The following is a 26849-nucleotide window of genomic DNA, read 5'->3' on the forward strand; positions in this document are numbered from 1 at the left end:
AACTTTACACGGCACGGTGAATTTCGGTCCGCCGCATCCCGCCCACTCCCCTCATTCCTGTGCTTGTCACAGGAATCCAGTCGACGCGCGTCTGCGTGGCGAGGGTGGCTTTCCAGCCCAAAGACTTGGGCTGGCTGGATTCCTGTGACAAGCACGGGAATGAGGGAAAAAGGAAACGGCGCAAAGAACAGCAATCGTCAAATCTGCCGCACCGTCCTCCACATCAAGCACCGTCAATAAACATCAAAACCCGCCCCGCATAAACTGCGGGACGGGTCAAACTGCAACTTCCGAAAATCAGGCCGCCGAAGCGAGCTTGATGGAAACGATCGAATCGGGATCCTTCACCGGCTCGCCGCGCTTGACCTTATCGATGGCTTCCATGCCTTCGATGACCTGGCCCCAGACGGTGTACTGCTTGTTGAGCCACGGAGAATCCGTGAAGCAGATGAAGAACTGCGAATTGGCGGAGTTCGGGCTCTGCGAACGGGCCATGGAGCAGGTGCCGCGCACGTGCGGGATGGCGGAGAATTCAGCCTTCAGGTCCGGCTTGTCGGAACCGCCCATGCCGGCGCGGGCCGGGTTGAAGCTGTCGGAACCCTTCTTGCCGAACTGCACGTCGCCGGTCTGGGCCATGAAGTCTTCGATGACGCGGTGGAACACGACGCCGTCATAAGCGCCTTCCGATACGAGTTCCTTGATGCGGGCAACGTGGCCCGGAGCAACTTCCGGCAGCAGCTGGATCACGACCTTGCCGGTCGTCGTTTCCATGATGATGGTGTTTTCCGGATCCTTGATCTCGGCCATGGTTATTCTCCTCTGTTCGGGCTCTATTGCCCTACCTTACTTTTTGCCGACGGTGACCTTGATCATCCGGTCGGGGTTGGAAACTTCGCCGTTGCCGCCGGCGCCGCGCTTGATCTTGTCAACGGCTTCCATGCCGGACACGACCTTGCCGACCACGGTGTATTGCCCGTTCAGGAACGGGCCGTCGGCAAACATGATGAAGAACTGCGAATTGGCGGAATTCGGATCCTGCGAGCGGGCCATGCCGACCACACCGCGCGTGAACGGAACCTTGGAGAATTCGGCCGGAATATCCGGAAGGTCGGAACCACCCGTACCTGCGCGCTGGGCGCTGAAGCCCTTCTCCATGTTGCCATACTGCACGTCGCCGGTCTGCGCCATGAAGCCGTCGATGACGCGGTGGAAGGCGACGTTGTCATAAGCGCCCTTCTTGGCCAGCGCCTCGATCTGCGCAACATGCTTCGGCGCAACATCGGGCATCAGCTCGATGACAACGGGACCATCCTTCAGCTGGACGGTGAGAAGTTCGGCGGCCGAAGCGAGGGTGCTGGCGGCAAGCGCGCCTGCAAACATGGCGCCGGCAAAGGCAAATCGAACGAGTTTCATCGGATTGGCTCCAGAATGTGAGGCTGAAGTCAGCGCTTCAGCTTGGCGTTGAGGGCTTCAAGCACGGCCTTGGGCACGAAGGCGTCGACATTGCCGCCCATGGCGGCGATCTGCCGGACCAATGTGGCTGTAATGGGTCGCGACGACGTGCCGGCGGGCAGGAACACGGTCTGAATATCAGGCGCCATCTGGCGGTTCATGCCGGCCATCTGCATTTCATAATCGAGATCTGTGCCGTCACGCAGGCCGCGCAGCAGGAGATGCGCGCCGTGCTGGCGCGCGGCGTCAACGACCAGATTATCGAAGGAAACGACTTCCATGCGCGCCGCCTGATCGGGCAGCTGTTCGGAAAGCGCCTGCTTTATCAGCGCCGCCCGCTCTTCGAAGCTGAACAGCGGTGCTTTTCCGGGATGGATGCCGACGGCAACGATGACTTTCGACGCCACGTTCAGCGCCTGGATAAGCACATCCAGATGTCCGTTGGTCATCGGATCGAAGGATCCTGGATAAAAGGCAATCGTCATATCGCTCTCAGGTGGTGGGCGCGCTTCGATGCTGGGTATCATGTGCCCGCCTTTTGTCATGGAGAGGCACGCGGCGCAAGACTTTATAACCATCCCTCACAAGCCCGGCTGCGGCGTGAACCCGGGATGAATGGGCCGTTCAGTGCGGTTTCACAGCTATTTTGTTTAAATGCACAACATCGGGAAACCGAAACGCCCCTCACTCGTTAAGCATCCGGAGAATTGAAAATGCTGGCCTTCATGATCGTCCTTTCGATCATCGCATCATTCGCTGCCGAGTATCTTTTTCTCGAATGACGGCCTTAGCCAGTTTCCTGAACGCCAGATGAACGAGCCATTCAAGGAAGTTTCACAGGCGCGATGCTAATCGATTTTTACGGTTGACGCGGAACATGTCGAGACATGGCGCGTTAAGAAAGAACCAAAGGAACGGACAGATGTTTGTAAGAGAAAAACAGTCTACTTCGGCGAAAATCAGCGTCATCAGCACCGCCTGGACAGTACTGGTTATCGCAATGGTAGCAACGACGTTTAGCCTTTATGAGCAGAAGCCTGAAACCCAGGGACCGGACTACCCGCAGCTGACCGCCCGTTACCAGTATATGAATTATTACTGAGGAACGGGGAGAATTTCCCCATAACTCCCGGAGACGATATCAATGTTCACATTTCTGACGATGCTTCTGGCCCTGATCAGCGTAATGTTCGTGACATCAATGATATCAGTCGTCGCCGAGATGCGGCGGGAGGATGAGGAATTCAAGGCGACGATCCGGCGCGACCGCGCCTTCTGAGCGCGGCGAACCGACCCGACGGCCCCTTAGAAATGATTCTTTTCAACCGCCTGGACCTTCCGGGCGGTTTTGTTTTGCCAAGCCGCCAGCCTCTCCTTCCCTCATTCCTGTGCTTGTCACGGGAAACCGGCCGACGCGGCTCTCGTGCAGTGGGAGGAGTCCTTTCAGCCCAAGGACTTGAGCTGGCTTAATTCCTGTGACAAGCACAGGAATGAGGTAAGGAGAGGCAGCCGATATCGGACCATCGCCTCCATTTCGGCGCCTCCAATCACACAACCGTTTTCAAAACCCCGTTTTTCAAAGGCAAATTCCCTTCAATTTCCGTTTGGATTGATTTAAGGAACGCCGATACGTTGCGGGCCGGACAGCCGGCGACCGCGATGACGTTCCTGTGAGGTTTGCATAACGATGCTCGATTCCCTGAGAAATGCTTCTCGAACCATGGCAGCCAAGCTGCTGCTTCTCCTGCTTGTTGTTTCGTTTGGCGTCTGGGGCGTCTCCGCATCGCTTGTCACCGCCAATTCCCACGCCGTCATGACGGTGGGCGACCAGACGGTCAGCCCTGAGGAGTTCCGCCTCGCCTATCAGCGCCAGATTTCCGATCTCAGCCGCCAGTTCGGCACCCGGCTGACGACCGAACAGGCCAAGGCCTTCGGCATCGACCGTCAGGTCTTCAGCCAGCTTGCGGCCGGTGCAGCCCTTGACGAGCTGGCCTCGAAGATGAATCTCGGCCTTTCGGAAAACCGCCTCGCCAACCTCATCGCCGAAGACCCGGCCTTCAAGTCGGTCAACGGCCAGTTCGACCGTAATCTCTTCAGCGAGCGCCTGCGCAATTCCGGCTTCCGCGAGGACGACTATATCAAGGAACGCAGCAAGGTTGCCGTCCGAAGCCAGATCGTTGAAGCCGTCTCCGATGGTTTTGCCGCACCGCAGGTGCTGGTGGATGCGCTGAAGCAATATCGTAATGAACAGCGCTCGGTCGACTACGTCATTCTTTCGAACGCCGTCATTCCGCCGGTCAAGGCGCCGGGCGACGATGTGCTCACGCCCTGGTTCGAGACCAACAAGACGAAATACCGCGCGCCCGAGTTCCGCAAGTTCACCTATGTGAAGCTGGAACCGTCGGACATTGCCGATCAGGCCTCCGTCACCGACGCCCAGATCGCTGATTATTACAACAGCCACAAGGACAGCTTCCGCACCGCCGGCCGCCGCACGGTGGAGCAGCTGACCTTCCCTGAAAAGGAAATGGCCGAAGCAGCCGCCGAACAGATCCGCCTCGGCAATACCACCTATGACCAGGTGGTGAAGGATCAGGGCAAGGCCGCGTCGGACGTCACGCTCGGCGAATTCACCAAGGATACCATCCCCGACCAGTCGATTGCCGATGCCGCTTTCGCCATCCAGAAGGATGGCGGCGTATCGCCGGTGGTCGAAGGTTCCTTCGGCCCGGTGCTCCTGCGCGTCACCGGCATCAAGCCGGAAACCACCCGCACGCTGGAAGAGGCGAAAGAGGATATCCGCAAGGACCTCGCCACCGCCGCCGCTGCGGAAGAAATCACCAATGTTCATGACCGTTACGAGGACCTGCGCGCCGGCGGCTCTTCGCTCGCGGATGCGGCAACGCAGCTGAACCTGAAGGCCGTCACCATCGCCGCCATCGACGCTTCCGGCCTCGATGAGAAGGGCGATGCGATTCAGGGCCTGCCCTCCCCGCAGCTCGCGCAGGAGGTCTTCAAGACCGAACCCGGCACGGAAGCCCTGCCGATCAATCTCGGCCGTGAAGGCTACATCTGGTTCGATGTCGACCAGATCATCGCCGCCCGCGACCGCACGCTTGCCGAAGTGCGCGACGATGTCGTGGCCGACTGGACGGCGGAACAGCAGCGCAACGCGCTTGCCGCCAAGGCCGAGGAACTGAAGGCGCGCGTCGAAAAGGGCGACACGCTGGAAGCCGTGGCCGGTGAGCTGAGCCTTGCCGTCGAGCAGAAATCCGGCCTGCGCCGCACCAGCGAGGACGCTATTTTCGGACGGCAGACCATCGCCGCCGTCTTCTCGGGCGCCGAAGGCGTGGTCGGCACCGCCGCCGATGCCGAGGGTTCCAGCCGCATCCTCTTCAAGGTCACCTCCGTCGACACCAATGCCCCGGCAGACGCGCTTGCCAATGACGACCAGCAGTTTGCCGCCATTGCCCGCGCGGCCGGCGACGACATGCTGGACCAGATGGTCAACCGCCTGCAGAATGACTATGGTGTCACCATCAATCAGGCCCTCGCCGATCAGGCGATGGTCGGCTTCTAACCCGGGGGGCGACAAGATGGCCGAACTGAAGCCGCTGATCGCCAAGGTCGCAAATGGAGAGAGCCTGAACCGCGAGGAATCGCGGGCGGCTTTTGACGTTCTGATGTCGGGCGAAGCCACGCCGTCGCAGATTGGCGGCTTCCTGATGGCGCTGCGCGTGCGCGGCGAAACGGTGGACGAAATCGTCGGCGCCGTCTCCTCCATGCGCGCCCGCATGCTGCCGGTTTCGGCTCCCGCCAATGCCATCGATATCGTCGGAACCGGCGGTGACGGCATCGGCACCTATAATATCTCGACACTCGCCTCGATCATCGTCGCCGGAACGGGCCTGCCCGTCGCCAAGCATGGCAACCGGGCGCTGAGCTCCAAATCCGGCACGGCAGACGCACTATCCGCGCTTGGCGTGAAGCTCGATATCGGTCCCGAGCTCATCGCCCGCTGCATCAGCGAGGCGGGTCTCGGCTTCATGTTCGCGCAGCTGCACCATTCGGCCATGCGCCATGTCGGCCCCAGCCGCGTCGAACTCGGCACGCGGACGATCTTCAACCTGCTTGGCCCCCTCTCCAATCCGGCAGGCGCAAAACGCCAACTGCTCGGCGTCTTCTCGCCGCGCTGGCTGGTGCCGCTTGCCGAAGTGCTGCGCGATCTCGGTTCTGAAAGCATCTGGGTCGTGCATGGCGACGGCATGGACGAGGTGACGACCACGGGCGTTACCCATGTGGCGGCGCTGGAAGGCGGCAAGATCCGCACTTTCGACCTGACGCCGAAGGATTTCGGCGTCGAGCCCGCTTCCATGGAAGACCTGAAGGGCGGCGACGGCATTGCCAATGCAGCCGCACTGCGCGAGGTCCTGTCCGGCAAACGCAACGCCTATCGTGACGTGTCGCTGTGCAACGCGGCCGCAGCGCTGGTCATTGCCGGCAAGGCGGAAACGCTCACTGAGGCGATGGCGATCGTCAGCGAGGCGCTGGACAGCGGCAAGGCCGCAGCCGCGCTCGACCGTCTGGTTGCCGTGTCCAACGAAGAATGAGAGCGAGATCATGAGCGACATTCTCAAAAAGATCGAGACTTACAAGCGCGAGGAAATCGCCGCCGCCAAGGCGAAGGTTTCGCTGGCCGATCTGAAGGCCATGGCCGCAGACCAGAGCGCGCCCCGCGGCTTTTATAAAGCGCTGAGGGCAAAGCAGGCCGAAGGCAAGTTCGGGCTGATCGCCGAAATCAAGAAGGCGAGCCCCTCCAAGGGCCTGATCCGTCCGGATTTCGATCCGCCGGCGCTGGCCGCCGCCTATGAAGCCGGTGGCGCCGCTTGTCTGTCGGTTTTGACGGATACGCCGAGCTTTCAGGGCGCACCGGAATTCCTGACCGCCGCCCGCAATGCCTGCGCTTTGCCGGCGCTGCGCAAGGATTTCATGTTCGATACTTACCAGGTGCATGAAGCCCGTGCCTGGGGCGCGGACTGTATTCTCCTCATCATGGCCTCGCTTTCCGACGACGAGGCGAAACGCCTTGAAGACGAGGCTTTTGCGCTCGGCATGGATGTGCTGGTCGAGGTGCATGACGCCGAAGAAACCGAACGGGCGCTGAAACTCGCCTCGCCGCTTCTCGGCATCAACAACCGCAACCTGCGCACCTTCGAAGTCAGTCTCGAAACCAGCGAGAAGCTGGCGGGCCTCGTGCCGGCTGACCGGCTGCTGGTGGGCGAAAGCGGCATCTTCACCTTCGAGGATTGCCAGCGTCTGGAAAAGAGCGGCATCAGCACCTTCCTCGTCGGCGAAAGCCTGATGCGCAAGGATGATGTGACGGCGGCGACCAAAGCGCTGCTGACAGGCCAATCCGGCATTCTGGCAGCGGAATAAAGCCCCGATGAGCGAGGCAAACAGGCTCACCCATATCGATGCGAGCGGCGAAGCGCATATGGTCGATGTCGGCGACAAGGCCGAGACCGTCCGCGTCGCCGTGGCCGAAGGCTTTGTGAAGATGAAGCTGGAAACGCTGGCGCTCATCCGCGACGGCAATGCCAAGAAGGGCGATGTCATCGGCACCGCCCGTCTGGCGGGCATCATGGCCGCCAAGCAGACGGCAAACCTCATTCCGCTCTGCCATCCGCTGATGCTGACCAAGGTTGCGGTCGATATTACCGAAGATACCGCCCTGCCCGGCCTGAGAGTCGAGGCCATGGTGAAACTGTCTGGCAAAACGGGCGTGGAGATGGAAGCGCTGACCGCCGTCTCCATTGCCTGCCTGACGATCTATGACATGGCGAAAGCCGCCGACAAGGCGATGGAAATCGTCAATATCCGCCTTCTCGAAAAGAGCGGCGGCAAATCCGGCGATTTCCGGCGACAGGAGACCTGAATGAAACCGCTGCTGCCCGTGGATGAGGCCATAACACGCCTTCTGGAGGCAGCGGTTCCGGTGACCGAAAGCGAGACCCTGCCGCTTGCCGAATGTGATGGTCGCGTTCTCTCGGCCGACCTTACGGCGCGTCTCACCCAGCCGCCCTTTGATGCCTCGGCCATGGATGGCTATGCCCTGCGCAGCGCCGATGCGCTCAATATCGGTTCGGTCCTCACTGTCATCGGTCAGGCCGCCGCCGGCCATGCTTTTGCCGGCACTGTTGGTGAAGGCCAGGCCGTGCGCATCTTCACCGGCGCGCCCGTGCCGCAGGGTGCGGATACAGTCCTCATTCAGGAAGATGCCGAAGTGCTGGAGAGCGGAAAGATCCGCACCGCCTTCGACGTCACCGCCGGGCGACATATCCGCCCGCGCGGGCAGGATTTTACCGAAGGCGAAACGGCGCTGAAGGCCGGGCGTGAACTTGGCTTCACCGACCTCACACTGGCGGCGGCGATGAACCATGCCGCGCTGACCGTCTATCGCAAGCCGCGCATCGCCATCCTCGCCACCGGCGATGAGTTGCTGCCACCGGGAAGCGCACCGCAGCCCGCCCAGATCATCGCCTCCAACACCTTCGGTGTCGCAGCCCTTGCCCGGCAGGCCGGCGCGGAGGTTCTCGACCTCGGCATCATCGCCGATGACGACAGGCTGATCCGCGCCGCCATCGGCAAGGCCGTCGCGGCAAAGGTCGATGTGCTGGTGACGCTCGGCGGCGCCTCCGTTGGCGACCACGACCTCGTGCAGGCCGCGTTGAAGGCGGAAGGCATGCAGCTCGATTTCTGGCGCATCGCCATGCGTCCGGGGAAACCGCTGATGGTCGGCGCCATCGGCGCCATGCAGGTTCTGGGCCTGCCTGGAAACCCGGTTGCAAGCCTCCTCTGCGGCCTGCTGTTCCTCGAACCCCTGGTCCGCAGCATCGCCCGCCGCGCCCCCCTGCAACGCGAAGCTACGGCCCGCACCGCCACACCGCTGAAGGCGAATGACCAACGGCAGGACTATCTGCGCGCCCGTTTCAGCACGGACGAAAACGGCATGCTGGTGGCGGAAGCCTACGCGAAGCAGGATTCATCGATGATGAAGATATTGGCCCATTCCGATGGCCTGATCGTGCGCCCGCCACATGCGCCGGCGGCAACCGCCGGGGCGGAATGCCCGGTCATAAGGCTGAAATCCTGACACGCAGTCGGTGCGGCCGAAGCTGCGGCCGGAAGCATAATTGATCCCTTCGCAAAATTTGCCGAATGGTTGCGGCGCCGTCACAAAATGGCACTGCCGCATCCCGCATGGCATGGAGCCGCAAATAAAACTGTAACGTTACTGTATCCCGACACGGATGACAGAAAACGCCGCCTATAGGCGGTGTCTCTCCCAACTCAAAAAACCTCATCTCTTTTCATCCCGGCAATATCTTTCCTTATTGTTGTGCCAAAATAAATCACACCAACCCCGTTATTGGGATTGACAGAATAAATGCGATGCTGTCACCAAGACGAATAGTAGAGATAAAAAGCTCCGGAATTCTTCAAAATGAAAATTACTTATATTTATCAATTAACTAAAATAAAAATTGGCGAAAAACGAGTTTCTGGAAACAAAAATTAGTTTCCCGTAAATTAAGCTTTCCAAAACTAGCTTCATAATAATAATCATAGTCGATAAGCAGACTCACTGGAGTTTCTTGATGAACACGGCATCCACGCCCAAAACCACGGGGCCCGACATTGCCGGGCAGATTGCCTATGCCATGCGGAGCATGGGTGTTTCGCCGATCCCGCGTAACTACAGCCTGTTTTACGAAGCCTATATCGGTTCGAACCCTGCCCTGACGAAGGATCTGGCCGCGCTCGGCAACCGGGTGACGCAGGAAGATCTGGACGAGCTGTCCTCACGCTACGGCGAAGGTAATCCCGCACGGTCGATCGACGATGCGCATGACAAGCTGCGGCGTGAACTGGAGGGTCTGCTGGGAACGCTGAGGCGCGAACAATCCTCCATCGAAAACTACAACAGGATTCTCGGCGAAACGCGCCAGCGCATCGACGACAAGAACGCCGCCAGCAGCAATATTCTGAGGAATGCAATCTCATTGCTGGCCGAAGCCACCGGCTCGAAAATCATCGACGGCGAAAAGGCGTTCAATGACGTCAATCGCCATGCCGAGGAAATGCATCAGGTGCGCCTCGAACTGGACGAATACAAGCGCATCGCCAATACCGACTCGCTGACGCGCCTCTCCAACCGGCGCGCCTTCGACGACCGGCTGGCATCGGTTTATGACAGCTCCATCGGCCTGCAATATACCACGCTGGTTCTGCTCGATATCGATCACTTCAAGCGGGTCAACGACACATTCGGCCATCCGGTCGGCGACAAGATTCTCGCCACCGTCGCCTCGGTCATCCGCGCCAATGTCCGCAAGGATGGTTTTGTCGCCAGAAGCGGCGGCGAGGAATTCGCCATCATTCTGGATGGCAACACGCCCGAAGAGGTGATGGTGACGTGCGAGCGCATCCGCCTGTCGCTGGAAAGCACGCCGTTCCGCAATTCGAGATCGGGCGCCGACTATGGCACGGTGACAATTTCCATCGGCTTCGCCTCCGCCGCACAGGCCACCAATCCGAGCGAGCTTTACGGCCATGCCGATACGGCGCTCTACCATGCCAAGGAAACCGGCCGGAACCGCTCCGTCTATTATGAGGACGGCATGCAGAAGAACTATGTCGGGAAGAACTGGCTGATTTATCGGACTTGAGGATGTTGGCGTACGCGCCACTATCTCCCCCGTCATGCCGGACTTGATCCGGCATCCAGTCACGGCGCGTCTGCGCCGTGAAAAGAGTCTCTGGCGATCAAGGACTTGATCGCGCTAGACCCCGGACCAGTCCGGGGTGACGGAGTGAGACACTCCGCTTTCGCCAATGGCGTAAGCCTTGCGAGGCTTGCCTCAGCGGCCCGACGGTCGCGTCTTTATTGCGCCTCACCACATGGTCTTCGCCGCCCGCGCCGCCCATTCGCGGTCATAGGTTTCCTGATCGAACTCCGCCTTCGCCGCCTTGAGCAGAAGACCGGGTGTCGGGAGCGCCGCCGGATCGACGAAATTATCGGGGTTCCACAGCTCGGAGCGCATCAGCGCCCGGGCGCACTGGAAATAGACTTCGTCGATCGTCACCACGATAACCGTGCGCGGATGTTTGCCATCCATCTCGAAGCTCTCCAGCAGATCGGGAGCGACGGAGACCACGGCGCGGCCGTTGATGCGCATCGTCGTGTTCGAGCCGGGGATCAGGAACATCAGCGCCACGCGCGGATCGCGCACGATGTTCAAAAGCGAATCCACGCGGTTATTGCCGCGCCAGTCCGGCAGAAGCACCGTCCTGTCATCAGCCACCCTGACCACGCCGCCCTTGTCGCCGCGCGGTGAACAGTCCATGCCCTCCGGCCCGACCGTCGCCAGCGCGAGGAACGGCGAAGTCTCGATCATCAGCCGGTATTCGGCCGTCAGCGTGGCTGTCACCTTGGCGATCGATGCCTCGCTCGTGCCGTCATAGATGGCCTTCAATTCCTCAACCGTGCGAATGATCGTCATATCCGTTCCTATCCATACGAATTCCCTTTGCCGACATCGAAAGATCGGCGCGTCCTATTCCTCTGCCGCTTCCGCCTTTTCCCGCTCGGCCCGCTCGCGCGCCGTGCGGGCGGCAACCAGATCGGCCGGCTGGGCGTTGCCGCGGATCAGCGACCGGCCGGCATAGATGCCGCCGACGACTTCCATGGCGAAACGTTCCTCGTCGCGGTCGCGGAATTCCTCCACCAGACGGGCAGCGTCTTCCCGTTCCTCGCCCATGGCGCCAAGCACTTCCTCGCTGAAATTCAGCGCCGATTCCAGCGTCTCGCGGATCTGGTAATCGACACCCGCCTTGAGCAGATCGATGGCATGGCCACGGTCGTAAGCACGGGCAAGGACGGGCACCAGCGGGAATTCGTGCTTGACGATCTCCGCGATCCTGACCGCCGCCTCCTTGTCATCGACGCAGATGAGAACCGCGCGCGCCGTGCTGGCGCCGGCCGCATGCAGGATTTCCGACCGCGAACCGTCGCCATAATAGACCTTGAAGCCGAACTCCGCCGCATCGCGCACGAACTCGGCATCCTTGTCGATGAGCGACAGCGTATAGCCCCGCGCCAGAAGCGGCTGGCTGACGATCTGGCCGAAACGCCCGAAGCCGATCAGGAGAATGCTGCCCTCGACATTCTCGGGCACGTCGAGATCGTCGGTATTGGGAACCGCCGCCGGCACCAGCCGGTCATGCAGGATGACTATCAGCGGCGTCAGCACCATGGAGATGATAATGGTCGCCGTCAGGATGGCGTTCGCCTCCCGGTCGAGAATACCAGCGCTGACGGCGGCCGAATAAAGCACGAAGGCGAATTCACCGCCCTGCGCCATCAGTACCGCCCGTTCCAGGCTTTCGCGCCTGGTAGTGCCAAGCGCCCGCGCCACGCCATAGATCAGGAAGGCCTTGAGCAGCATGTAGGCGACGACGCTAACCAGCACGAGCTGCCAGTTGGAGGCAATGACGGCAAGATCGATGGCCATGCCGACGCCGAGGAAGAACAGCCCGAGCAGAATACCGCGAAACGGCTCGATATCCGCCTCAATCTGGTGGCGGAAAGAGGATTCCGACAGAAGCACGCCGGCAAGGAAAGCGCCCATGGCCATCGAAAGACCGCTGACCTGCATCAGAAGCGCCGAACCGAGCACCACCAGCAGCGCCGCGGCCGTCATCACCTCACGCGCGCCGGAAGCAGCCAGCAGGCGGAAAAACGGGTTGAGAAGATAACGCCCGGCCAGGATGAGCGCGCCGACGGCGGCAAGCGCGATGCCGACGGAGACCCAGCGCTCCGACGCCGTCACATGTTCGCCGCCCGCACCGAGGAAGGCGACAAGCGCCAGCAGCGGCACAATGGCCAGATCCTCAAACAGCAGGATCGCTATGATGCGCTGGCCTTTAAGGCTCGACATGCTGTTGCGTTCCTGCAGCATCTGCATGACGATCGCCGTCGAGGTCAGCACGAAACCAGTGCCGGCGACGAAGGACATGATGACGGGAAAGCCGAGGCTGACGCCCACCAGCGTCAGACCCGCCATACAGACCAGCACCTGCAAGGCACCCAGCCCGAAAATATCCTGCCGCATCGACCACAGCCGCGAGGGCTGCATTTCAAGGCCGATGATGAACAGGAACATCACCACGCCGAGTTCCGCTATATGCAGAATGGCCTGCGAATCGGAAAAGAAACCGAGACCATAAGGCCCGATCACAAGGCCGGCGGCCAGATAACCGAGCACCGAGCCGAGGCCGATGCGCTTGAAGATCGGCGCGGCGACAACGCCTGCCGCCAACAATACGACCACCTGGGCCAGATCATTTCCGTTCGCTTCTACAGCCACACGCCACCCCGCTGAAAATCAATAAGACGAGGGTGTTCCCTCCCTCACTTCCTAGCGCATCGACGGGAAAAGCGAAAACGATTTTACTGACGGACGGCGCGCAGATTCAACGGGTTATTTGCTGCCGGGACATGGTGCTTCAGATGCCCTGTGCTCCCCCCTCATTCCTGTGCTTGTCACCGGAATGAGGGAAGTAAGCGCCTACCGGAATCGCGGTTCCCTGCTCAAGCCCTTTTCGGCGAGCTGCCGTTCGTAATCGGCAAACAGCGCATCCCCTGTCTCACCCAATTCCTTCAGATATTTCCAAGTGTAGATGCCGCTATCGTGGCCATCGTCGAAAACGATGCGAACCGCATAATTGCCGGTCGCGACCATGGAACGGATGGCGACATTGCGTTTGCCGGGCACCGTGACCTTTTGTCCCGGCCCGTGGCCCTGCACTTCCGCCGAGGGCGAAAGCACGCGCAGCATCTCGGCGCCAAGCCGGTAAACGCTTCCATCATCAAAGGAAACAGTCAATTCGCGCCGGTCTTTCGACACAAGCAGCTCGGTCGGCCAGGCATCACTCATTTTTCACTTCCGCAAGCTCGTCACATGCGTCAGAATTACGGACTTGCCTCACGATAGGCAAGCCACTACATCACCTAATAGAGCACACATCAGGCGTGTGTGCCCGGCGCAAGGCGCAATGAGGATGGAGACGTGAACAGTTTCCCCGGCTCGCTTGAAAAAGCGAAAACCCTGACGGAAAACAGCACACCGATGGTGGACCCTTTCGGCCGCGCCATCACCTATCTACGCGTTTCCGTGACCGACCGCTGTGATTTCCGCTGCACCTATTGCATGTCCGAGCACATGACCTTCCTGCCGAAGAAGGACCTTCTGACGCTCGAAGAACTCGACCGCCTCTGTTCCGTCTTCATCGCGCGCGGCGTGCGCAAGCTGAGGCTGACTGGCGGCGAGCCGCTGGTGCGCAAGAACATCATGTCGCTGGTGAGGAACCTCGGCCGGCATGTGCACACAGGCGCGCTCGACGAACTGACGCTGACCACCAACGGCTCGCAGCTTGCGAAATTCGCCGCCGAACTTGCCGATTGCGGCGTGCGCCGCATCAATGTCTCGCTCGATACGCTCGACCGCGATAAATTCCGCCATATCACCCGCTGGGGCGATATAGACCGGGTGATGGAAGGGCTGGATGCGGCCCAGGCCGCGGGCATCAAGGTCAAGCTCAACGCCGTGGCGCTGAAGGACTTCAACGACGCCGAGCTTCCCGATCTGATGCGTTTCGCCCATGGCCGCGGCATGGACCTGACTGTCATCGAAACCATGCCGATGGGCGAGATCGAGGAAGATCGCACTGACCGCTACCTGCCGCTTTCGCAGCTGCGCGCCGATCTCGAAAAGAGCTTCACACTCATCGACAGCGATTACCAGACCGGCGGCCCCGCCCGTTACGTGACGGTGAAGGAAACCGGCGGCCGGATGGGCTTCATCACGCCGATGACACATAATTTCTGCGAAAGCTGCAATCGCGTGCGCCTCACCTGCACCGGCACGCTTTATATGTGTCTCGGCCAGGATGACGCCGCCGATCTGCGCACGGCGCTGCGCGCCTCCGACAGCGACGCCTATCTCTCCAGCGCTATCGATGAAGCCCTGCTGCGCAAGCCGAAGGGGCATGATTTCATCATCGACCGAACCCATAACCGGCCCGCCGTCTCCCGCCACATGAGCGTGACCGGCGGCTGAGCCTCTTTCTCGTCCACCCGCCCATATAAGCGGTTGAAATACCGGCTGTGCCGTGCCACGTCTCTTTGCATGGAGGAATGCGTGGTTGCGCCGGAACGGCGGCTCCAGATCGCCCGCAAGGGCGGACGGAGTAAACCGCGCATGGTCTGGGATATTTGGGAATGGCATTGACGGACAATACGCGCGGCGCACTTTTCATGGCGCTCGCAATGGCAAGCTTCACGGCCAATGATGCGCTGACGAAGTCCGTCACTCCCTATATCAACACCGGCCAGATCATGTTCGTGCGCGGCATCATGACCGTGGTGCTGATCTATATCGCCGCACGCCATTTCGGCGCGCTCCGGCCGCTCAAAACCCTGCTGCGGCCCATCATCATCCTGCGCTGTCTCTGCGAGGTGACAGCCGCCGTGCTTTATCTGACGGCGCTCGGCCTCATCGAATTCTCCAACGCCTCGGCCATATTGCAATCCCTGCCGCTGGTGGTGACGCTGGGGGCTGCCCTTTTCCTGCGCGAACCCGTGGGCTGGCGGCGCTGGGCGGCCATCATCACCGGTTTCATCGGCGTGCTGATCATCATTCGCCCGGGCCCTGAAGGCTTCACGCCGGGAGCGCTGCTCGTCGTCGCATCGCTTGCGGTCACCGCCGCGCGTGACCTGCTGACGCGGAAAATGTATGCGGATGTGCCCTCGCTCGCCATCACCGTCATCACCGCCTTCGTCAACATGGCCGTGGGCGGCCTGTTGATCGTGCCCTTCGGCGGCTGGCAGCCGATGAATTTCATGATCCTGTCGCATCTCGCCGGTTCCGCCATCCTGGTGCTGGTGGGCTATCAGGCGATCATTCTCGCGATGAGATCAGGCGAAATCTCCTTTGTCGCGCCATTCCGTTACACCAGCCTGCTCTGGGGTTTCATGATCGGCGTGTTCTTCTTCAACGAGAAAATCGACAGCTACACCATCGCAGGCGCCATGATCGTCATCGGTTCGGGCCTCTATACCTTCTATCGCGAAAGCCTGCGCAAGCGTTCGCAGATTGCCAAGCGCTCGGCTGCGACACCCACCGCCGCCACCACGGTGCGGCCGGATTCCGTAACGAAAGCCGCCGTTGCGGAAGAAGCGGGAGAATGAGATGAACAGCGGCCGTTTTCTCGACAGGACCACTCCGCCTCACATCATCACGCTAGTCGTCATCGCCGGCGTCGCCGCGCTGTGCATGAACGTGTTCCTGCCCTCGCTTGCGGCCATGGCGCTCTATTTCGAGACCGATTATGCCGTGATGCAATTTGCCGTTTCGGGCTATCTTGCCGCCACCGCCTGCCTGCAGCTCATCATCGGCCCGCTTTCCGATCTCTTGGGACGCCGCCCGGTCATGCTCGTCAGCATCGCCATCATGATCGTCGCAACGCTCGTCTGCATGCTGGCGCCCAATATCACCGTTTTCATGATCGGGCGCGTCGCGCAGGCGGCCGTCGTTTCGGGCTTCGTGCTGGCGCGCGCCATCGTGCGTGACATGGTGCCGATGGAACAGGCGGCCTCGATGATCGGCTATGTGACAATGGGCATGTCCGTGGTGCCGATGGTGGGGCCGACGGTTGGCGGGCTGCTCAACGACATCTCCGGCTGGCAGTCGAGCTTCGCCCTCCTCTGCCTGCTCGGCATCTGCATTCTGGTGCTCGCCTGGTTCGACCTCGGAGAAACCAACCACAACAAATCGGCGAGTTTTTCCCAGCAGTTTCACGCCTGGCCGGAGCTGCTGCGCTCGCCGCTCTTCTGGGGTTATGCGCTGACCTCGACCTTCTCATCGGGCATGTTCTTTTCCTTCCTCGGCGGCGCGCCCTTCGTCGGCAGCGTGCTTTACGGGCTTGCGCCGGCCATGCTCGGCCTGCAATTCTTCTTCATGGCCAGCGGCTATATGCTCGGCAACTTCATTTCCGGCCGTTATGCCAGCGAAATCGGCATCACCCGCATGATGCTGTCGGGCAATGTCATCGCCATTGCGGGCATCGTCACGACCATGGTGCTGATCTCGGCCGGGGCGGAAAGCGCCTATGCGTTTTTCGTGCCGCTTGCCCTGATCGGCGTCGGCAACGGCGTGACGCTGCCGAGCGCCAATGCCGGCATGGTCAGCGTCCAGCCGCATCTGGCAGGCTCCGCCTCCGGTCTCGGCGGCGCCATGACCATCGGCGGCGGCGCGGCATTGTCGGTGCTCGCCTCCTCGGTCCTGTCCAAAGAGGATGGAACCTGGCCGCTTCTTCTCGTGATGCTGGCGACCGGCCTTGTCGCCCTCCTCACCACCTATATCGTAAGGCTGCAGGAAAAGCGGGAATGACGGCCCCTTTTGAAATACCCGGTCTCGTGCTCGCCGGCGGGCTTTCGCGGCGCATGGGCAGCAACAAGGCGATGGTGCAGCTGGGCGATCGCCCCCTCATTTCCCATGTCATCGGCCGCATCACGCCGCAGGTCTGCGATGTCACCATCAATGCTGCCAATGGCTGGGCGGAGAGTTTCGGCCTGCCGCTGCTGCCGGATACACTGAACGGCCATGCCGGGCCGCTCGCGGGTATTCTGGCCGGCATGCGTCATTTCCAGCACCGCGAGAACGCGGCTAGCCACTTCCTGACCGCGCCCGCCGACAGCCCGTTTTTTCCCGACGATCTCGTGGCGCGCCTTTGCGAGCACGTATCGGATCATGCGATCGTCATCGCCGCCTCCAGCGGCCAGCTTCACCCGGTTTTTGCGCTGTGGCCGGTGGCCCTCGCCGATGATCTCGAGGCGTGGCTGAAGAACGATGCGAACCGGCGCATCCGCGCCTATCTTGCCCGGCATGTCACCATCGGCGTGGCTTTCCCGCCGCTGGAAACGGCAAAGGGCAGCCTCGATCCGTTCTTCAACATCAACACGCCGGATGAACTGGCGCTCGCGCGAAGCTATCTGGAGAGCATGGAACCATGACGGCACAAAAGGTCTTCGGCATTGCCGGCTGGAAGAACTCGGGCAAAACAGGCCTTGCGGTGCGCATCGTCACCGAACTGACGGCGCGCGGCTACCGCGTCTCCACCATCAAGCACGCCCATCATGATTTCGACATCGACAAGGTCGGCGCGGATAGCTGGCGTCACCGGCAGGCCGGCGCGCACGAGGTTACCATCGTTTCCGGCACCCGTTTCGCCATCATGCGTGAACTGCGCGGCGAACCGGAACCCTCCTTCGAGGACATCCTCGCTCGCCTCGCCCCCTGCGATCTGGTGCTGATCGAAGGTTACAAATATGAGCCGGTGCCAAAGATCGAGGCGCGCCGTCTGGAGGCCGCCAAGACCGAACCGCTTGCGCCGCTCGACCCGCATATCATCGCCATTGCCGCCGATCATGAGGTGGCGGACGCCACCCTTCCCGTCTTCGATCTCGACGATACCGCCACGATCGCAGACTTCATCGAGAAGACGGTTGGGCTGGTCAGGGGCTAGACACGTAGCGGATCGACGTGACTTGGGCTGCATCCCCACATCCGTCATACCGGCCTTGAGCCGGTATCCAGCCAGCCCAAGTCCTTGGGCTGAGGAGACTCATTCCGCCGCGCAGACGCGCGTCGACTGGATGCCGGATCGGGTCCGGCATGACGGAGGAGAAAACCGCGAGGAAACCAACACCCACTAAGCCCGTGGCACCCATTCCAGCACCTTCTCCGCACGCACCACCCCAAAAATGAAAAAGCCGGGTTCTTCACCCGGCTTCATCATTCCTTGAGACGCAATACCTATTCAAGGAAACTGGAGGGGTTCACCGGCGTCGCATCCTTGCGGACTTCGAAGTGAACCTGCGGACGCTTGGCGCTGCCGGTCATGCCTGAGGTGGCGATGGTCTGGCCGCGCTGGACCTTCTGGCCACGCTGTACGTCGAGATTGGCGGCATTGCCGTAAACCGTGACCTTGCCATCGTCGTGACGGACGAGAACCGTGTTGCCGAGCTGCTTCAGGCCGTTGCCCGCATAGATGACCACGCCGTTTTCGGCGGCCTTGATCGGCGTTCCCTCGGGAACGGAGATGTTGATGCCATCGTTGCGGCTGCCTTCGACATTGTCGCCGAAATTGTTGATGACCGCACCGCGTACCGGCCAGCGATATTTGCCGATGCCGGTGGATTCCGGTGCGATGGAGGCCATGTCGGCCTTCTTCTCGATATCGCTGACACTTGCCGTGGCCGGTGTGGCAGGCGCAGTCGGAGCGGCGGCAGCAGCGGGAGCCTTGTAGGGCTCAGGCTTGACGGATGCGGTTTCGACCGCCTTCGCCGCTTCCTTGGCGGGAACGGAAGCTGTCTTGATGGCATCCGTCGAAGCGCCCGGCATGTTGAGCGTCTGGCCGACGCGGATGCTTTCATTGCCGAGACCGTTCGCGGCCTTCAAGGCAGCAACCGATACGCCGTTTTCGCGGGCGATCTTCGCCAGGCTGTCGCCCGGCTGAACCTTGTAACCACCGGTCGGCGGCAACGGCTTACCGCCCGGAGGCGTCAGCTTGCCGGCTTCGGAGGAAACCTTGTCACGGACGGCGGTCTGCGACGGCAGCACGGCTACGTTCCCCTCGGGGCCGCGCAGCGGGGTCGGCTGGTCGCCATTGCGGTTGAGAGCGATATTGCCGGCGGCATCCTTGGCGGCATTGCGGGCCTGGCCGAATTTCGGAATGAGGATCGACTGGCCGGCCTGCGCCGAGGATGCGGTCTTCAGACCGTTGACGCGCAGCAGTTCCTTTTCCGGAACGCCGTAACGGTTGGAGAGTGTCGCGATGCTTTCGCCGGGACGCAGGGTCACGGAGGAAGCGCCATCGGTGTGCCAGCCATTCTTGTCGGAACGTACGGTCGCGGTGGTCAGGTTGTCGGCGACGGGGGCGGCAGCCTGCTGGGCGGGCGCTGCAAGAGACGGCGCGGCCTTGGGCTGAGCGGACGGGAAAGGCTGGGCCATGGCTTCGTTGCGGGTCGACGGATCGCGGCTTGCCACGGCGGTTGGGGCCGAAAGCTCGGAACGCTGCACCGGCGAGGCCGACGCGCGGGCCGTGGAAGGCTGAACGCCGCCATAACCACCGGACTGCGGATAGGAGTTGCCGGCCATGTTCTGGTTGGCGTAACCACCCTGCGGCGCGGCAGAGGCGTAACCGCCATTCATGTCGCCCTGCGGGACCGGGACCTGCCCGTAAGCACCGCCGCCCTGACGGGCAGGAATTGACGCCGTTGTCATCCGATCCGGTCCACTGGAAAAGAGGCCGCTGAACCGCGTTGCATCCGAGCTACAGCCCGTTGCGACGCTTGCCAGCAATGCCGCTGCGAACATTTTTGCGACTGATTTTCCGATTTTAGACGAATGTCTCATACGCATGACTCGATCTACACTGACGCCAACCCGCCGCATCTAGATGCGATCCGGCACAAATTTCACTTCTTGCAAGGCCCATTTCCCGAGGTGGGGAAAACCATGCGTCGATGTTTATGATTAAAGCGCGTTAGTGTTACCACGCCGTTAAAACGTTAAGCCGCTCAGTGCTTTTTTGACACTTCGATAACCATGACGGAAACCAGATGCGTCATGTTGAGACAATAATGATATTAAAAATCAGATAGTTGCGAAAATTCAGAACATTAGGAGACAAAAATAGAATGTCTCCAAAATTTTCAATTTGTCACAAATGACGCGCAATATGGGTGCTGAGCGGCAGATAAGGCGCCTCGAACAGCTCTTCCTTCTCGAAGCGGCTACCGGTCTTGGAGAAACGCGTCATCACGCAACGGTCGCCTTCAAGAATGATCGGCGCGATCATCATGCCGCCCGAAACGATCTGCTCGGCAAAGAAGCGGGGCATGGTGGTAAAGGCGGCGGTGGAGACGATACGATCGAAGGTTCCCTCGCCCACCAGACCATTGCTGCCATCCGCCTGACGGATGACGACATTGCGGATGGAGAGATCGTCGAGACAGTTCTGCGCCTGCTGCACCAGCGTCTTGTAGCGCTCCAGCGAAAAGACGCGCTCCACCCGGCGCGCAATGATCGCGGTCATGAAACCGCTGCCCGTGCCGATTTCCAGCACGCGCTGGCCGGGTTTCAGCTGCAGGCGGGCAAGGATCTTCACCGCCATGTCAGCGCCTTCCATGAAGGCGCCGCAGTCGATCGGGATGGTGCGGCTGGAATAGGCGTCGGCGGCAAATTGCGGCGGCACGAATTTGGAACGCGGCGTCTGCTCGACCGCCGTCAAAAGGTCAAGATCGGAAATCCCCTCGCCCCTTAAGCGGAGAACGAGAGCGGCAAAACCTTCCTTTTCGACCATTGCGGATTTCAATCGGCGACTCCGAATCCAAGTGCTTGCGCAACCCGATCCTTCACCGTGTAGTCCGTCAGGTCAAGCTTAAGCGGTGTGACCGAAATCTTGCCGTGCTTCAAGGCGTGAATATCCGTACCCTCGCGGAAGGTGCCGAGGCGCTCGCCGAAGCGCAGCCAATAATAAGGAAGACCGCGACCATCCTGCCGCTCCTCCACCGTCAGGCCGAAATCGAGCTTGCCCTGCCCGGTGACGGACACGCCCTGCACATCCTTTGGCGCACAATTGGGGAAATTGAGGTTGAGGAAGGTGCCGTCAGGCAGATCGACATCAATGAGCTTGCTAATGAGATCGGGCGCATAGGTTTCAGCGACTTCCCACGGCACAACGCGGCCTTCGGCGTAGGTGAACGCCTGGCTCAGCGCAAAGGAGCGCACGCCCTGCAGCGTGCCTTCGATGGCGCCGGCAATGGTGCCGGAATAGGTGACATCATCGGCCATGTTGGCGCCGGCATTGACGCCTGAGAGGACGAGATCGGGTTTTTCCGGCAGAACCTCGCGAATGCCCATGATGACGCAATCGGTGGGCGTGCCGCGCAGCGCGAAATGTTTGTCGGAAACCTTGCGCAGACGCAGGGGTTCGGAAAGCGTCAGCGAATGGGCAAGCCCGCTCTGGTCGGTCTCCGGCGCAACGATCCAGACATCGTCGGACAGCGTGCGGGCGATACGCTCCAGCACGGCCAGACCTTCGGCGTGAATACCGTCGTCATTCGTCAGCAAAATCCGCATGTTTTCCTCCGCTGCTGTATCCCGCTATGAGGACACAATGATTTCTCTCACAGAAGCATCCCCACAACCGTCATTCCGGTCTTGAGCCGGAATCCAGTCGACGCGCATCCGCGCGGCGGGAAGAGTCTCTTCAGCCCAATGACTTGGGCTGGCTGGATACCGGCGCAAGGCCGGTAGGACGGCCGCTTAACAGACGGCCAATCAGGCCGCCTTCTCGATCCGCGTCAGCCCGCCCATATAGGGCAGCAGCACGTCCGGAATTGTGACGGAACCATCGTCGTTCAGATAATTTTCGAGAACGGCGATCAGGCAGCGGCCGACGGCGGTGCCGGAACCGTTCAGCGTATGAACGAACTTCGTCGCCTTGTCGTCCTTGCCGCGATAACGCGCATTCATGCGCCGCGCCTGGAAATCGCCGCAGACCGAGCAGGACGAAATTTCGCGATAGGTATTCTGGCCGGGCAGCCACACTTCCAGATCGTAGGTCTTGCGGGCGCTGAAGCCCATATCGCCCGTGCAGAGCGTCATGGTGCGGAAATGCAGGCCAAGACGCTTCAGCACTTCCTCGGCGCAGGCCGTCATGCGCTCATGCTCGGCAACGGCGCTTTCCGCATCGGTGATGGAGACGAGCTCACATTTCCAGAACTGGTGCTGGCGCAGCATGCCGCGCGTGTCGCGACCGGCCGAGCCCGCTTCCGAACGGAAGGACGGCGTCAGCGCGGTGAAGCGCAGCGGCAGCTTCTCCTGATCGAGAATTTCGCCGGACACGAGGTTGGTCAGCGTCACCTCCGCCGTCGGGATCAGCCAGCGGCCATCCGTGGTCTTGAACAGGTCCTCGGAGAATTTAGGCAATTGCCCGGTGCCGAACATCGCCTCGTCGCGCACCATCAGCGGCGAGGAGACTTCGGTATAGCCATGTTCGCTGGTGTGCAGGTCGATCATGAACTGGCCGAGCGCTCGCTCCAGACGCGCCAACTGGCTGGTCAGCACGGTGAAACGTGCGCCGGAAAGCTTGGCGGCACGCTCGAAATCCATATAGCCGAGCGCTTCGCCAATCTCGAAGTGCTCCTTTGCCTCATGGTTCCAGCCGGGCTTCTGGCCGACCACACGGGCGACCACATTGTCATGCTCGTCCTTGCCGTCGGGCACATCGTCGAAAGGCATGTTGGGCAGGCGCGACAGCGCGTCGTTCAGCTCGGCGGTGACCTGACGGTCCTCCTCCTCGGCGCGCGGCATGTTGTCCTTGAGGTCGGCGACTTCGGCCTTGAGCTTGTCAGCAAGCTCCATGTTCTTCTGCGCCATGGCGGCGCCGATCTCCTTGGAGGCGGCATTGCGGCGCGACTGCATGTCCTGCAGGGACTGGATGACGGAACGGCGCTTTTCATCGAGCGCGATCAGGCCGCTGGCGGCAGGCTCCGCGCCGCGGCGCGCAAGCGCCGCATCAAAGGCTTCGGGGTTTTCGCGTATCCATTTAATGTCGTGCATCGTCGTTCCAGACCGTTGTTGCATTGCCCGTGTTTTACAGCAAAACGCCGGGCATGAACCCGGCGCGAGGAGATTTTCAGAGCGGCGAGACCTTCAGGAAAATCAGGTCTCCTCCAGCTCCGTGCTTGCGGATTCCGCAGCGCGCTTCCTCTCCACGAGTCGAGCCATGTAGATGGAAATCTCGTAGAGAATGATCGCAGGCAGTGCAAGACCGATCTGGGACATGGGATCGGGCGGCGTCAGCACGGCGGCAACCACAAAGGCCATGACGATGGCGAACTTGCGCTTTTCCCTGAGCCAGTCGCTGGTCAGAAGACCGACGCGCGCCAGAAGCGTGGTGACGACGGGCAGCTGGAACACCAGACCGAAGGACAGCACCAGCGTCATGATGAGGCTCAGATATTCCGACACCTTCGGCATCAGTGAAATCGCGACTTCGCCATCTTCCGGCAATTGCTGCATGGCGAGGAAGAACCACATGACCATAGGCGTGAAGAAGAAATAGACGAGCGCCGCACCGATAAGGAACAGGATCGGGGAAGCGATGAGGAATGGCAGGAAGGCGGCGCGCTCGTTCTTGTAGAGACCGGGCGCCACGAATTTGTAAAGCTGCGAGGCGATCACCGGGAAGGAGATCACCATGGCGCCGAACATCGCAACCTTGATCTGCGTGAAGAAGAATTCCTGCGGCGCAGTATAGATCAGTGACGATTTCGTCACATCCAGCCCCGCCCAGAGCACTGCCCATTTATAGGGAATGACAAGCAGGTTGAAGAGATGTTTGGCAACGGCGAAGCAGCCGATGAAGGCAATGAAGAACGCGCCGAGCGCCCAGATCAGCCGCGTGCGCAACTCCATGAGATGCTCAATAAGCGGCTGCGGCTTATCCTCGATATCCCCGCTCATACTTCATCCTTTGTGGGCTTTGCAGCCTTGGTTTTTGCCGTCTTCGCCGGCTTGGCATCGGCCACCGCCGCCTTGTCTGCGGAAGACTTCCGGACGGCCGCCTTTTTGGCGACGGTCTTCACGGCGGGCTTCGAGGCGGCGGGCTCACTGGTTTTCGCGGTGACGGCGGTTTCGGGCGCTGCGGCAACCTTGCTCCGGGCTGCACGTTTCGGCTTGGCGGCAACCGCTTCGGCCTCAACAGTAGCAATAGATTTCGCCCGCGCGCGCTTCGGCTTCTCCTCCGCAGCGAGGGCCGCGGCAACCGGCGCAGCGGGTGCGGCTACAACAGGCGGCGCATCCGGCAGCTTCATTTCAGGCTCAGGCACGCTGACCAGCGGCGCGACCGGCTCGCTTGTCGCCGGCGCCGGCGTGGACGAAAGGCCATCCGGCGCAGCCGTCGCCTTCTGAAGATCGGACTTGATCTCGTTGCCGAGCTGTCGAAGCGGGTTCATCGCATCGCGCAGCGAGTTGGTGGGGTTGAGATTGCGGACATCGGAGATCGTCTGGCGCACATCGTCCATGTCGGCCTCTTTGAGCGCCTCATCGAACTGCGTGCGGAAGTCCCCCGCCATCTTGCGAAGGCCGGCCATCGTTTTGCCGAAGGCGCGGATCATGGGCGGCAAGTCTTTCGGTCCGACGACCACGATCAAAACGACCGCAATCACCAGAAGCTCGCTCCAGCCGATATCAAACATCAAAATGCTCCCGAGACCCTAACGCCCGTCAGTCTCACACCAAGCGGCAAGGCCGCTTACTTGATCTCGTCAGCCTTGTGGTCGACGGTCTTCGTGTTGGCATCGGCCGGCGGCGGCGTCTGGTCTTCGTCAGCCATGCCCTTCTTGAAGCTCTTGATGCCCTTTGCAACATCACCCATCAATTCCGGAATCTTGCCGCGTCCGAAGAGGACGAGAACGATCACCAGCACGATGAGCCAATGCCACACACTAAAAGAACCCATAACTGAAACTCCTGAATTTCGCTTTCAGACGATGTAAGACGTTTGAAAGGCTTTTTCAAACGACAAATCGTCGCTTCAACAGCGAGTGCGCATAAAGTTTTCGTGGCCGCGCCAACAGGATGGCGATATCAATCGTCGCCATCGCCGCCGCCAGGCGCAAGCAGGCCCAGTTCCTCAAGATCAAGCTGCGTGATCGGGTCTTCGTCCTCACGCAATTCGTCGCTCATCATCGGCAGAGGCACGCCGAAATTGGAGGGAATGCGGCCGGAAAGCAGCCCTGCGCCCTTCAATTCCTCAAGGCCCGGCAGATCGCGCAGTTCCTCAAGGCCGAAATGGTCGAGAAACTCCACCGTGGTGCCGATCGTCACGGGCCGGCCGGGTGTACGCCTGCGGCCACGGAACCTGACCCAGCCCGCCTCCATCAGCACATCAAGCGTGCCGCGCGAGGTCTGAACACCGCGGATTTCCTCAATTTCGGCGCGTGTCACCGGTTGATGATATGCGATAATCGCCAGAACTTCCAGCGCCGCGCGCGACAGCTTCTTCGGCTCCTTCTCCTCGGCGCGGATGACGAAAGAAAGATCACCGGCGGTGCGAAAAGCCCATTGCCCGCCCACCTGCACGAGATTGACGCCCCGCTCCGCATAGAGAACCTTGAGACGCTGCAGAATGGCGACGACATCCATGCCGCGCGGCAGGCGCTCGGCGATGAAACCGACGGAAACCGGCTCGGACGAGGCGAAGACCAAAGCCTCGGCGATCCGCGCGGCCTCCTTCAGCTGCCGTTCGGAAAATACCGTCTGTTCGGGCTCGGCCCCATCTGCCGCGATGGTGGCCTCGGCGGTCTCATCGTCATTCATCATTATCAGTCCTTTCGGCATTCACGGCACGGTCGTCCCTTGCGCCGCGGCGCATATAGATGGGCTGGAAAGCACCGTCCTGCCGGATTTGCAGCGAGCCCTCGCGCACCAGCTCCAGCGAAGCGGCAAAGGCGCTGGCAATCGCCGTCACGCGCATGGCCGGATCGGGCACATATTGCAGCAGATATTGATCGAGCACGGTCCATTCCCCGACATCGCCAAGGAGGTGGGTCAGAAGCTCGCGCGCCTCGACAAGCGACCAGACCTGCCGTTTTTCAATCGTGACCTGGGTAATCGCCTGACGCTGCCGCAGATTGGCATAGGCGCTGAGCAGATCGTAAAGATTGGCCTCATAGGCCGAGCGGTTGATATGCGGAATATGCTCCGGCGCGCCACGGGCAAAAACATCGCGGCCGAGCTGGGCGCGGTTGACGAGGCGTTCCGCCGCCTCGCGCATCGCCTCCAGGCGTTTCAGCCGGAAGGCCAGCGTCGCGGCCATTTCCTCGCCCGAGGGGCCTTCATCTTTGGATTGCTGCGGAATGAGGAGCTTGGATTTGAGGAAGGCGAGCCACGCCGCCATCACGAGATAATCGGCCGCCAGCTCGATGCGCACGCGGCGCGCACTTTCCACGAATTGCAGATATTGTTCGGCGAGCGCCAGCACCGAAATGCGCGACAGATCGACCTTCTGCGTGCGGGCAAGATGCAGGAGAAGATCGAGCGGGCCTTCAAAACCCGCGACATCGATGACCAGCCCGGCCTCACCCGTCAACCGCTCCGGCGTCACATCCTGCCAGAGCTTGTCCATCGGCGTTGAATTGCGAGACTTGTCTGCGGCCATTGTTCCATCCGCCGGGCGTCCGGCCTTGATCCCGAGTGAGC

The 26849-nt window shown here is 61.0% G+C and carries 28 protein-coding genes; 13 read left to right on the forward strand and 15 right to left on the reverse strand.

The annotated features are described in order from the left end of the window. Window positions 1-297: 297 nt before the first annotated feature. From V6S97_RS03780 to coaD, 3 genes are read right to left on the reverse strand one after another with little or no spacing between them, the layout of a single operon-like run. Window positions 298-807 carry a peptidylprolyl isomerase gene (locus V6S97_RS03780; RefSeq protein WP_003503025.1) on the reverse strand — a complete coding sequence of 170 codons (510 nt, stop codon included), beginning with the start codon at window positions 805-807 and terminating at the stop codon, window positions 298-300. 36 nt (window positions 808-843) lie between these two features. After that, entirely contained in the window at window positions 844-1413 is a 570-nt protein-coding gene (locus V6S97_RS03785) for a peptidylprolyl isomerase (protein WP_059760168.1), read from the reverse strand. Window positions 1414-1442: 29 nt separating this feature from the next. Further along, window positions 1443-1937, reverse strand: coding sequence for a pantetheine-phosphate adenylyltransferase (gene coaD / locus V6S97_RS03790; protein WP_003503029.1), 495 nt, complete (start codon window positions 1935-1937; stop codon window positions 1443-1445). Between the two features lie 437 nt (window positions 1938-2374). On the opposite strand from coaD, the gene V6S97_RS03795 reads away from it, so the two are divergent. The 8 genes from V6S97_RS03795 (at window position 2375) to V6S97_RS03830 (ending at window position 10181) form a co-directional block, all read left to right on the forward strand. Beyond that, window positions 2375-2554 carry a hypothetical protein gene (locus tag V6S97_RS03795; RefSeq protein WP_003503030.1) on the forward strand — a complete coding sequence of 60 codons (180 nt, stop codon included), beginning with the start codon at window positions 2375-2377 and terminating at the stop codon, window positions 2552-2554. 42 nt (window positions 2555-2596) lie between these two features. Continuing rightward, window positions 2597-2731 (forward strand): hypothetical protein, encoded by a 135-nt coding sequence (locus tag V6S97_RS03800; protein WP_003503032.1) that lies wholly within the window; start codon window positions 2597-2599, stop codon window positions 2729-2731. A 408-nt stretch (window positions 2732-3139) separates the two neighbouring features. Beyond that, the gene (locus V6S97_RS03805) at window positions 3140-5032 is read left to right on the forward strand and encodes a peptidylprolyl isomerase (RefSeq protein WP_077998375.1); all 1893 of its coding nucleotides are present in this window, start codon (window positions 3140-3142) and stop codon (window positions 5030-5032) included. A 16-nt stretch (window positions 5033-5048) separates the two neighbouring features. Beyond that, on the forward strand, window positions 5049-6062 hold the full coding sequence (gene trpD, locus V6S97_RS03810; protein WP_003503036.1) for an anthranilate phosphoribosyltransferase: 1014 nt from the start codon (window positions 5049-5051) through the stop codon (window positions 6060-6062). 10 nt (window positions 6063-6072) lie between these two features. Next, a complete protein-coding gene (trpC, locus tag V6S97_RS03815; protein ID WP_060726301.1) occupies window positions 6073-6888 on the forward strand; it encodes an indole-3-glycerol phosphate synthase TrpC in 816 nt (271 codons plus the stop codon). A 7-nt stretch (window positions 6889-6895) separates the two neighbouring features. After that, window positions 6896-7387 (forward strand): cyclic pyranopterin monophosphate synthase MoaC, encoded by a 492-nt coding sequence (gene moaC, locus V6S97_RS03820; RefSeq protein ID WP_060726302.1) that lies wholly within the window; start codon window positions 6896-6898, stop codon window positions 7385-7387. Continuing rightward, on the forward strand, window positions 7388-8605 hold the full coding sequence (locus V6S97_RS03825; protein WP_111784433.1) for a molybdopterin molybdotransferase MoeA: 1218 nt from the start codon (window positions 7388-7390) through the stop codon (window positions 8603-8605). Window positions 8606-9110: 505 nt separating this feature from the next. Next, window positions 9111-10181, forward strand: a complete 1071-nt coding sequence (locus V6S97_RS03830) for a GGDEF domain-containing protein (RefSeq protein ID WP_003509694.1) — start codon at window positions 9111-9113, stop codon at window positions 10179-10181. A gap of 225 nt (window positions 10182-10406) precedes the next feature. Here V6S97_RS03830 and V6S97_RS03835 read toward each other — a convergent pair whose 3' ends face one another. The 3 genes from V6S97_RS03835 to V6S97_RS03845 all read right to left on the reverse strand — a co-directional run bounded on the left by V6S97_RS03835 (window position 10407) and on the right by V6S97_RS03845 (window position 13451). Further along, entirely contained in the window at window positions 10407-11015 is a 609-nt protein-coding gene (locus tag V6S97_RS03835; protein WP_003509696.1) for a pyridoxamine 5'-phosphate oxidase family protein, read from the reverse strand. 54 nt (window positions 11016-11069) lie between these two features. Further along, window positions 11070-12881 carry a monovalent cation:proton antiporter-2 (CPA2) family protein gene (locus V6S97_RS03840; RefSeq protein ID WP_334426106.1) on the reverse strand — a complete coding sequence of 604 codons (1812 nt, stop codon included), beginning with the start codon at window positions 12879-12881 and terminating at the stop codon, window positions 11070-11072. A 201-nt stretch (window positions 12882-13082) separates the two neighbouring features. Continuing rightward, complete coding sequence (locus V6S97_RS03845; RefSeq protein WP_003509699.1) at window positions 13083-13451, reverse strand: gamma-butyrobetaine hydroxylase-like domain-containing protein; 369 nt, start codon at window positions 13449-13451, stop codon at window positions 13083-13085. A gap of 132 nt (window positions 13452-13583) precedes the next feature. Here V6S97_RS03845 and moaA point away from each other — a divergent pair, with 132 nt between their 5' ends. The 5 genes from moaA to mobB all read left to right on the forward strand — a co-directional run bounded on the left by moaA (window position 13584) and on the right by mobB (window position 18099). Further along, window positions 13584-14633, forward strand: a complete 1050-nt coding sequence (gene moaA, locus V6S97_RS03850; protein ID WP_003509701.1) for a GTP 3',8-cyclase MoaA — start codon at window positions 13584-13586, stop codon at window positions 14631-14633. 161 nt (window positions 14634-14794) lie between these two features. Next, window positions 14795-15763 carry a DMT family transporter gene (locus V6S97_RS03855; RefSeq protein WP_003509703.1) on the forward strand — a complete coding sequence of 323 codons (969 nt, stop codon included), beginning with the start codon at window positions 14795-14797 and terminating at the stop codon, window positions 15761-15763. Window position 15764: 1 nt separating this feature from the next. After that, a complete protein-coding gene (locus V6S97_RS03860; RefSeq protein WP_334426107.1) occupies window positions 15765-16964 on the forward strand; it encodes a multidrug effflux MFS transporter in 1200 nt (399 codons plus the stop codon). Beyond that, the gene (gene mobA, locus V6S97_RS03865) at window positions 16961-17587 is read left to right on the forward strand and encodes a molybdenum cofactor guanylyltransferase MobA (RefSeq protein WP_003509706.1); all 627 of its coding nucleotides are present in this window, start codon (window positions 16961-16963) and stop codon (window positions 17585-17587) included. Before V6S97_RS03860 ends, mobA begins: the two co-directional genes overlap by 4 nt. Next, window positions 17584-18099: a molybdopterin-guanine dinucleotide biosynthesis protein B gene (mobB, locus tag V6S97_RS03870; RefSeq protein WP_334426108.1), complete on the forward strand. Its 516-nt coding sequence runs from the start codon at window positions 17584-17586 to the stop codon at window positions 18097-18099. Before mobA ends, mobB begins: the two co-directional genes overlap by 4 nt. 290 nt (window positions 18100-18389) lie before the next feature. Here mobB and V6S97_RS03875 read toward each other — a convergent pair whose 3' ends face one another. The 9 genes from V6S97_RS03875 to V6S97_RS03915 all read right to left on the reverse strand — a co-directional run bounded on the left by V6S97_RS03875 (window position 18390) and on the right by V6S97_RS03915 (window position 26808). Further along, window positions 18390-19952: a LysM peptidoglycan-binding domain-containing M23 family metallopeptidase gene (locus V6S97_RS03875; protein WP_065695407.1), complete on the reverse strand. Its 1563-nt coding sequence runs from the start codon at window positions 19950-19952 to the stop codon at window positions 18390-18392. A 346-nt stretch (window positions 19953-20298) separates the two neighbouring features. Continuing rightward, window positions 20299-20952: a protein-L-isoaspartate(D-aspartate) O-methyltransferase gene (locus V6S97_RS03880; RefSeq protein WP_026364136.1), complete on the reverse strand. Its 654-nt coding sequence runs from the start codon at window positions 20950-20952 to the stop codon at window positions 20299-20301. Then, window positions 20949-21719: a 5'/3'-nucleotidase SurE gene (gene surE, locus V6S97_RS03885; protein ID WP_334426109.1), complete on the reverse strand. Its 771-nt coding sequence runs from the start codon at window positions 21717-21719 to the stop codon at window positions 20949-20951. Before surE ends, V6S97_RS03880 begins: the two co-directional genes overlap by 4 nt. Window positions 21720-21920: 201 nt before the next feature. Beyond that, entirely contained in the window at window positions 21921-23204 is a 1284-nt protein-coding gene (gene serS, locus V6S97_RS03890; protein ID WP_111834458.1) for a serine--tRNA ligase, read from the reverse strand. A 102-nt stretch (window positions 23205-23306) separates the two neighbouring features. Then, a complete protein-coding gene (tatC, locus tag V6S97_RS03895; RefSeq protein WP_003509720.1) occupies window positions 23307-24110 on the reverse strand; it encodes a twin-arginine translocase subunit TatC in 804 nt (267 codons plus the stop codon). Then, window positions 24107-24844, reverse strand: coding sequence for a Sec-independent protein translocase protein TatB (tatB, locus tag V6S97_RS03900; protein ID WP_087744120.1), 738 nt, complete (start codon window positions 24842-24844; stop codon window positions 24107-24109). The genes tatC and tatB overlap by 4 nt, the downstream gene beginning before the upstream one ends. A 56-nt stretch (window positions 24845-24900) precedes the next feature. Further along, on the reverse strand, window positions 24901-25107 hold the full coding sequence (locus tag V6S97_RS03905) for a twin-arginine translocase TatA/TatE family subunit (protein WP_003509722.1): 207 nt from the start codon (window positions 25105-25107) through the stop codon (window positions 24901-24903). 128 nt (window positions 25108-25235) lie between these two features. Next, entirely contained in the window at window positions 25236-25970 is a 735-nt protein-coding gene (scpB, locus tag V6S97_RS03910) for an SMC-Scp complex subunit ScpB (protein ID WP_003509723.1), read from the reverse strand. Further along, window positions 25960-26808, reverse strand: coding sequence for a segregation and condensation protein A (locus V6S97_RS03915; RefSeq protein WP_003509724.1), 849 nt, complete (start codon window positions 26806-26808; stop codon window positions 25960-25962). The genes scpB and V6S97_RS03915 overlap by 11 nt, the downstream gene beginning before the upstream one ends. Window positions 26809-26849 lie beyond the last annotated feature (41 nt).

Source organism: Agrobacterium sp. CCNWLW155 (assembly GCF_036888815.1).
Taxonomy (GTDB): Bacteria; Pseudomonadota; Alphaproteobacteria; order Rhizobiales; family Rhizobiaceae; genus Agrobacterium; species Agrobacterium radiobacter.

Bases quoted from the DNA above. Each gene is read 5' to 3' on its own strand.
- V6S97_RS03780 (WP_003503025.1), bottom strand. From the start codon at position 807: ATGGCCGAGATCAAGGATCCGGAAAACACCATCATCATGGAAACGACG.
- V6S97_RS03785 (WP_059760168.1), bottom strand. From the start codon at position 1,413: ATGAAACTCGTTCGATTTGCCTTTGCCGGCGCCATGTTTGCAGGCGCG.
- coaD (WP_003503029.1), bottom strand. From the start codon at position 1,937: ATGACGATTGCCTTTTATCCAGGATCCTTCGATCCGATGACCAACGGA.
- V6S97_RS03795 (WP_003503030.1), top strand. From the start codon at position 2,375: ATGTTTGTAAGAGAAAAACAGTCTACTTCGGCGAAAATCAGCGTCATC.
- V6S97_RS03800 (WP_003503032.1), top strand. From the start codon at position 2,597: ATGTTCACATTTCTGACGATGCTTCTGGCCCTGATCAGCGTAATGTTC.
- V6S97_RS03805 (WP_077998375.1), top strand. From the start codon at position 3,140: ATGCTCGATTCCCTGAGAAATGCTTCTCGAACCATGGCAGCCAAGCTG.
- trpD (WP_003503036.1), top strand. From the start codon at position 5,049: ATGGCCGAACTGAAGCCGCTGATCGCCAAGGTCGCAAATGGAGAGAGC.
- trpC (WP_060726301.1), top strand. From the start codon at position 6,073: ATGAGCGACATTCTCAAAAAGATCGAGACTTACAAGCGCGAGGAAATC.
- moaC (WP_060726302.1), top strand. From the start codon at position 6,896: ATGAGCGAGGCAAACAGGCTCACCCATATCGATGCGAGCGGCGAAGCG.
- V6S97_RS03825 (WP_111784433.1), top strand. From the start codon at position 7,388: ATGAAACCGCTGCTGCCCGTGGATGAGGCCATAACACGCCTTCTGGAG.
- V6S97_RS03830 (WP_003509694.1), top strand. From the start codon at position 9,111: ATGAACACGGCATCCACGCCCAAAACCACGGGGCCCGACATTGCCGGG.
- V6S97_RS03835 (WP_003509696.1), bottom strand. From the start codon at position 11,015: ATGACGATCATTCGCACGGTTGAGGAATTGAAGGCCATCTATGACGGC.
- V6S97_RS03845 (WP_003509699.1), bottom strand. From the start codon at position 13,451: ATGAGTGATGCCTGGCCGACCGAGCTGCTTGTGTCGAAAGACCGGCGC.
- V6S97_RS03855 (WP_003509703.1), top strand. From the start codon at position 14,795: ATGGCATTGACGGACAATACGCGCGGCGCACTTTTCATGGCGCTCGCA.
- V6S97_RS03860 (WP_334426107.1), top strand. From the start codon at position 15,765: ATGAACAGCGGCCGTTTTCTCGACAGGACCACTCCGCCTCACATCATC.
- mobA (WP_003509706.1), top strand. From the start codon at position 16,961: ATGACGGCCCCTTTTGAAATACCCGGTCTCGTGCTCGCCGGCGGGCTT.
- mobB (WP_334426108.1), top strand. From the start codon at position 17,584: ATGACGGCACAAAAGGTCTTCGGCATTGCCGGCTGGAAGAACTCGGGC.
- V6S97_RS03875 (WP_065695407.1), bottom strand. From the start codon at position 19,952: ATGTTCGCAGCGGCATTGCTGGCAAGCGTCGCAACGGGCTGTAGCTCG.
- surE (WP_334426109.1), bottom strand. From the start codon at position 21,719: ATGCGGATTTTGCTGACGAATGACGACGGTATTCACGCCGAAGGTCTG.
- serS (WP_111834458.1), bottom strand. From the start codon at position 23,204: ATGCACGACATTAAATGGATACGCGAAAACCCCGAAGCCTTTGATGCG.
- tatC (WP_003509720.1), bottom strand. From the start codon at position 24,110: ATGAGCGGGGATATCGAGGATAAGCCGCAGCCGCTTATTGAGCATCTC.
- tatB (WP_087744120.1), bottom strand. From the start codon at position 24,844: ATGTTTGATATCGGCTGGAGCGAGCTTCTGGTGATTGCGGTCGTTTTG.
- V6S97_RS03905 (WP_003509722.1), bottom strand. From the start codon at position 25,107: ATGGGTTCTTTTAGTGTGTGGCATTGGCTCATCGTGCTGGTGATCGTT.
- scpB (WP_003509723.1), bottom strand. From the start codon at position 25,970: ATGATGAATGACGATGAGACCGCCGAGGCCACCATCGCGGCAGATGGG.
- V6S97_RS03915 (WP_003509724.1), bottom strand. From the start codon at position 26,808: ATGGCCGCAGACAAGTCTCGCAATTCAACGCCGATGGACAAGCTCTGG.